Source organism: Fredinandcohnia onubensis (assembly GCF_002734215.1).
In the GTDB taxonomy this organism is placed as follows: domain Bacteria; phylum Bacillota; class Bacilli; order Bacillales; family Bacillaceae_L; genus Ferdinandcohnia; species Ferdinandcohnia onubensis.
Genome location: NZ_NSEB01000007.1, coordinates 191,574 through 197,962, shown reverse-complemented (window position 1 = coordinate 197,962; position 6,389 = coordinate 191,574). Strand labels below are relative to the sequence as shown.

Sequence of the window (6,389 nt, the reverse complement as noted above, 5' to 3'; positions counted from 1 at the left end):
ATACCGCAAGCGGGTTAATCGGTATAGCATTGATCTGTAAAACGATAAATGGTATATCGTAAGCGAGTTAATCGGTATATGACCACATCGTAAAACGATAAACGGTATATCGTAAGCGAGTTAATCGGTATATGACCACATCGTAAAACGATAAATGGTATACCGCAAGCGAGTTAATCGGTATATCATCGAGTCGTAAAACGATAAATGCTATACCGCAAAAGGGTTAATCGGTATAGCATCGAGTCGTAAAACGATAAATGCTATATCGCAAAAGGATTAATCGGTATATCATCGAGTCGTAAAACGATAAATGGTATACCTCAAGCGGGTTAATTGGTATAGCATCAAGCTGTAAAACGATAAATGGTATACCGCAAAAGGGCTAATCGGAATAGCATTGAGTCGTAAAACGATAAATGTTATATCGCAAGCGGGTTAATCGGTATAGCATCGAGTCGTAAAACGATAAATGATATACCGCAATGAGTTAATCGGTATATGACAGCTTCGTAAAACGATAAATGCTATACCGCAAATCACGTAACTTGTAGATCACCAAGAAGCAAAACGATAAATGGTAGTGTTGGAGGGAATAGAATGGCGTTTATAGACATCACACAATTAGGAGCGATTGGAGATAATCGTACAGATAACACGGAAATTATTGCTCAGGCAATTAATCAGTGTGCAGAAAGCGGAGGGGGAACTGTTTTTGTACCATCTGGCACCTATTTGACGGGTCCAATTGTACTAAAAAGTAATATTACCCTTTATTTAGAAGCAGGAGCAACGATTACTTTTTCGGATGAATTTGATCGTTATCAGCCTGTCAAGACACGTTGGTCTGGCTATGAATGTTATGGGTATTCTCCACTAATTTACGGAGATAACCTTACGAATGTGGCCATCAAAGGAGAAGGTTCTTTTGACGGACAAGGAAAAGCATGGTGGTTGATTAATAGACAGCTTCGTGTAGATAGTAAAGCTTACGCTTCAAAAACAACAGAAAAAATTGCTCAACTTAATCAGAACTTTATGGAACCTATTGAGACGAATCTCGTCGAATGGGATTCTCAATTCCTACGTCCACCTTTACTACAATTGATGAACTGTAAAAAAGTCACAATTGAAGGTGTCACTTTAAAAAATTCACCTTTTTGGAATACACACCTCGTCTATTGCGATCATGTAACCGTTCATAATGTGACATTTGAAAATCCAGCTGATACACCAAATGGTGATGGCTTTGACATTGATTCTTGTACTAATGTACGTGTTTCAGATTGCCATTTTGCCGTTGGAGATGATTGCCTCGTCATAAAATCCGGCATTAATGAGGATGGACGAAGAGTGGGTAAGCCGACCGAAAATGTGGTCGTAACGAATTGTACTATGCACCATGGACATGGTGGAATTGTCCTTGGTAGTGAAATGTCTGGCGGTATCCAAAATGTGACGATATCTAACTGTACTTTTATTGGAACAGATCGTGGAGTACGAATTAAAACAAACCGTGAACGCGGCGGATATGTGAAAAATATCCTCGTGAACAATATTTATATGGAGGATGTATTCTGTCCAATTGCGATTAATTCATTCTATCGCCATGGTGTAAATGAAAATGATCCAACAGTAAATAGTCCTGAGGCACAACCAATTACTGAAAAGACACCTGAAATCGAACATATTCAAATTAGTCATATCACTGCTAGAAACTGCCGAGCAGCTGCTGGTTTTATATATGGGCTTCCAGAAAGACCAATTAACGATATTTCAATCTCTCATTCTACCATCGAAATGACGGTGGACCCAAATGAAGAGGGCGGAGAGCCAGATATGGTTCAAGAGGAATTAATAATGGCTGGAGCAGGAATCTTTGGAAAATACATTACAAATTTAGATATCCATCATGTTCGTGTAGAAACACGCCAGGGTACTGGCCTTCAAATTGAAGATAGTCAGCATGTTAACATCGATCATTTTACTATGAGAAAGCAGCATGACTCTACCCCAGTAGTCATTTTAAAACGAGTGGAAGATAAAAATGTTGATGGTTATGCTTCACAAATGGCAAACAAAAACTATCTACAAATCGAAGAGCAGAGTAATTTTCTAAAACAAGATCTATAAAACATGCAGATCAATTCGAACGGGGGGATTTACATGTGGGTAACCCATCCATTTTTGGAAGACCTATATCAAGACACTGTCAAAAGCGATAGGAAAACCTATGATGAAAAATGGCAAACAGCCTTAAAAGAAAAATTTCATGAACGCATCGGTACCTTTAAAAATGACGAACCTCTACAGCCTACTATGGTCGAACAAAAGGAATATGAGCAATATACAAGGTATACTGCTGAGATTACAACTCTACCAAATGTTAGGATGCAGATGTATGTGTTGGTACCAAAAAAAAATAACGGAAAAAAAGCTCCAGCGGTTCTTGCCTTACATGGTCATGGATATGGAAACAAAGATATTGTGGGTCTAGACCCATCTGGAAATGATCGAAAATGGGATCCCGGATTGCATAAGGATTTTGCGGTGGGACTTGTCAAACGGGGATTTGTCGTTGTGGCTCCAGAATTAATTGGTTTTGGGGAACGAACCTATTCAAATGATGACCGAGATAATCCATCTGATAATTCTTGTTATTCACTGGCGAGTCAGTTATTGCTTTACGGAAAGACACTTGCAGGACTTCGTGTTTTTGAATGTCAAAAAGTCTTAGATTTCATGGAAGAACTAGAAGAAATTGACTCAACCCGCATTGGCTGTATGGGGATTTCGGGAGGCGGACTGGTTGCTGCCTACACCTCTATTCTCGATCAACGAATCACTGCAACTGTTATTTCTTGCTATACGAATACATTCAAAGGAAGCATCATACACAGAAGGCACTGTTTAGATAATTATGTACCAGGTATCTTGCAGGAGGCGGAAATGCCAGAGTTAATCTCATTAATTTTTCCACGGCCACTCTTTATTGAAGCAGGAAAACAAGATCATCTCTTTCCTATTAATGAAACTGAAAAAGCAGTTAGGGAGATTAAAAGTATCTATTCAGAACGTAACAGCGAACAACTAGTAGGATCGCATTTTTTTGACGGTGGTCATGAGATATGTGGAGAGCAATCGTTTGAATGGCTTTGTTCAATCTTGGATGTAAGGTAACAATAAATCCAAATAATTAATAATGGAGATGATTGTTTACATGAAGGAAGCAAAAAAAAGTGTTGCTGATCGGAATGTTTGGCAAGCAGATTTAGAGAATGGTTTTTATCAAAATCCTATTTTACATGCAGATTATTCAGATCCTGATGTTGTACGAGTAGGTAAAGATTATTATATGGTTTCTTCAAGCTTTCATATGTCACCATGTTTACCGGTCTTACATTCTACTGATCTTGTAAATTGGAAGATTATTAATCATGTGGCACAAACATTGCCGTACGCAAGTTACGATAAACCACGGCATGGGGAGGGCGTATGGGCTCCTAGTATTCGCTATCACGACGGAAAGTTTTGGGTGTTCTTTAGTGCACCTGATGAAGGCATATTTATGAGTACTGCAGTAGACCCAGCGGGCGAATGGACACCATTACACTTAGTTAAAGAGGTCAAGGGCTGGATTGATCCATGCCCATTCTGGGATGATGATGGTCAGGCATATTTGGTCAATGCATTTGCAAAAAGCAGAACTGGTTTTAAAAGCATCCTCCATGTAAGTCGGATGAAACCAGATGGAACAGAGCTATTAGATGAGGGTGTTCATGTATTTGACGGAATCCAGCACCATCCAACAATTGAAGGTCCGAAATTTTACAAGCGAAATGGCTATTATTATATTTTTGCTCCAGCAGGTGGGGTTGCAACTGGATGGCAAACGATTCTGCGTTCAAGAAATATCTTTGGTCCTTATGAGGATAAGATTGTTCTACATCAAGGCAATACGAATATTAATGGTCCTCATCAAGGTGGTTGGGTTGAGACGGAAACGGGTGAATCATGGTTTCTCCACTTTCAGGATAAGGAAGCATACGGTCGTATTGTTCACCTTCAACCGATGCATTGGGAAAACGATTGGCCAGTAATGGGGCAAAACCAAAATAATGCAGGAATCGGAGAACCTGTGATCCAATGGGAAAAACCAAAAGCACAAGTTTCTTCCGAGGTTGTTGTTCCGGATATGAGTGATGATTTTACTTCGGATACATTAGGGCTTCAGTGGCAATGGCAAGCAAATCGTCAATCCCATTGGTACAAATTGAAGGACCAAACGTTAAGGCTATATGCTGTTGGCCATTCAGGTGAAACCAATCTTTATCATATTCCAAATGTCATGACACAGAAATTTCCGGCAGAAACGTTTAAAGTCACAACAAAACTGACTTTTTCTCCTGAATCTAGTGAAGATCACAGCGGTTTACTTGTACTAGGAGAACAGTATGCTTCAATCGAAGTAAGGAAATTAGAAAATCAACTGGGTGTTTTTTATGTCACGGGAGATGAGAAAGAACTTCAAAATGTAAAATGTATCGGCAAAATCAAAGGAAATGAACTATTTTTACATGTAGAAGTAAATGAAGGAGCGATTTGTAGATTTAGCTTTAGTGAGGATGGTATCAGCTTTGCACAGGCAGAAGACATCTTTAAAGCTACACCAGGAAAATGGGTGGGTGCTCAAATCGGAATTTATTGTTATAACGGCAACCGTGAGAATAGCAAAGGATACGCAGATTTCGACTATTTTTCAGTTCACAACTAAAAGGGCATTCATTGCCCTTTTACTGTTTTGAAGAAAGGGGAGAACAAATTGTCTACATTTAAAAATCCAATAATCCCAGGATTTTATCCAGATCCGTCTATTTGTCGAGTCGATGATGATTATTACTTAGTCACATCTACATTTGAATACTTTCCTGGTATACCCATCTTTCATAGCAAAGATTTGGTAAACTGGAGGCAAATCGGGCATGTGCTCACCAGACCAAGTCAACTGAATCTTGATGGAACACCGAATTCAAAGGGAATCTATGCAGCAACCATACGTTACCACGAAGGTGTCTTCTATGTCATTACAACCTTCGTAGAAAGTCAAACAGGTGCAAGAAGAAACTTTTTTGTAACAGCTGAAAATCCTGAAGGCCCTTGGTCTGATCCATATTGGTTAGAGGATTGCCCTGGTATTGATACATCATTGTTTTTTGATGATGATGGAAAAGTATATGTGACAGCAAATCGACGACCTCCAGGAGGGCAGCTTTACCCAAAACATATGGAAATCTGGTTGCAGGAACTAGATCTGGAAACAAAGCAATTAACCGGTGAGAAATACAGTCTTTGGGATGGGGCATTAAAGAATGTTCATGCCCAGGAAGCACCACATATATACAAGGTCGATGGTGTGTATTATTTAATCATTGCAGAAGGTGGCACCGGTTTTACTCATTCCATTACGGTCGCGCGGAGCGAATCCGTTACGGGCCCGTATGAAGGTGCTAAAACGAATCCGATATTGACACATCGGCATCTAGGAAGAGAATACCCGATTTCCAATGTGGGTCACGGTGATATCGTGGATACAAACAATGGTGAATGGTGGATGGTTTGTTTAGGTTCACGTCCATACGGTGGTGAATATCGAAACCTAGGTAGGGAGTCTTTCCTTGTCCCACTCAAATGGGAGGAAGGGTGGCCTGTCGTCAATCCAGGAAAAGGTATTGTTGAAATGGAAGGAATCAAGCCTAATTTAGAGGAGAAAAAATGGCAAACCACACCAGCATGTGATCATTTTGACTTACCGGAACTACAGATGCAGTGGAATTTCATCCGAACACCAAGAGGTGATTTTTGGTCATTAACGGAACGCCCAGGTTATTTGCGATTACAATTGAAGGCTGAAACGATCACAGAAACCGTTAATCCTGCCTTTGTTGGTCTTAGACAGCGCCATTTAAATTTTGCAGCTCGAACAAAAATGGAATTCTCACCGAACAATAAGCATGAAGTCGCAGGACTTGTATTATTACAAAACTGTGATTTTCATTATCGAGTAGAATATACACAATCTGAGATCAAATTGATAAAGAGAGAAGGGGGGCAAGAAGAAATTCTTGCATCCTCTCCTTACCAACAAAATGAAGTTTATTTAAAAGTTGAGGCATATGGTCAGTCCTATCATTTTTATGTAGCAAAAGAGCCAGAACAGTGGCAAGTCTTAAAAGAAGATGTAGATGGAAGAATTTTAAGTACAGATGTTGCAGGCGGTTTTACAGGTGCTTATTTAGGAATGTATGCAAGTTCAAATGGTACTGAGTCGTTAAACCATGCTGATTTTGATTATTTTGAGTACATCGGATTAGATAATTGATGTAAAAATA

General features: G+C 39.5%; 4 protein-coding genes. All 4 read left to right on the top strand.

Going from position 1 to position 6,389, the window contains the following annotated elements; translation table 11 throughout:
* Positions 1-600 precede the first annotated feature (600 nt).
* The 4 genes from CKK03_RS10020 to CKK03_RS10005 are packed head-to-tail and all read left to right on the top strand — an operon-like array spanning position 601 to position 6,379.
* Positions 601-2,133 (top strand): glycoside hydrolase family 28 protein, encoded by a 1,533-nt coding sequence (locus CKK03_RS10020; RefSeq protein WP_099362446.1) that lies wholly within the window; start codon positions 601-603, stop codon positions 2,131-2,133.
* A gap of 33 nt (positions 2,134-2,166) precedes the next feature.
* Positions 2,167-3,180 (top strand): alpha/beta hydrolase family protein, encoded by a 1,014-nt coding sequence (locus tag CKK03_RS10015; RefSeq protein WP_180271216.1) that lies wholly within the window; start codon positions 2,167-2,169, stop codon positions 3,178-3,180.
* Between the two features lie 40 nt (positions 3,181-3,220).
* Positions 3,221-4,774: a glycoside hydrolase family 43 protein gene (locus CKK03_RS10010; protein ID WP_099362444.1), complete on the top strand. Its 1,554-nt coding sequence runs from the start codon at positions 3,221-3,223 to the stop codon at positions 4,772-4,774.
* Between the two features lie 48 nt (positions 4,775-4,822).
* A complete protein-coding gene (locus tag CKK03_RS10005) occupies positions 4,823-6,379 on the top strand; it encodes a glycoside hydrolase family 43 protein (RefSeq protein WP_099362443.1) in 1,557 nt (518 codons plus the stop codon).
* The last annotated feature ends 10 nt before the right edge of the window (positions 6,380-6,389 follow it).

Bases quoted from the DNA above. Each gene is read 5' to 3' on its own strand.
- CKK03_RS10010 (WP_099362444.1), top strand. From the start codon at position 3,221: ATGAAGGAAGCAAAAAAAAGTGTTGCTGATCGGAATGTTTGGCAAGCA.
- CKK03_RS10015 (WP_180271216.1), top strand. From the start codon at position 2,167: ATGTGGGTAACCCATCCATTTTTGGAAGACCTATATCAAGACACTGTC.
- CKK03_RS10020 (WP_099362446.1), top strand. From the start codon at position 601: ATGGCGTTTATAGACATCACACAATTAGGAGCGATTGGAGATAATCGT.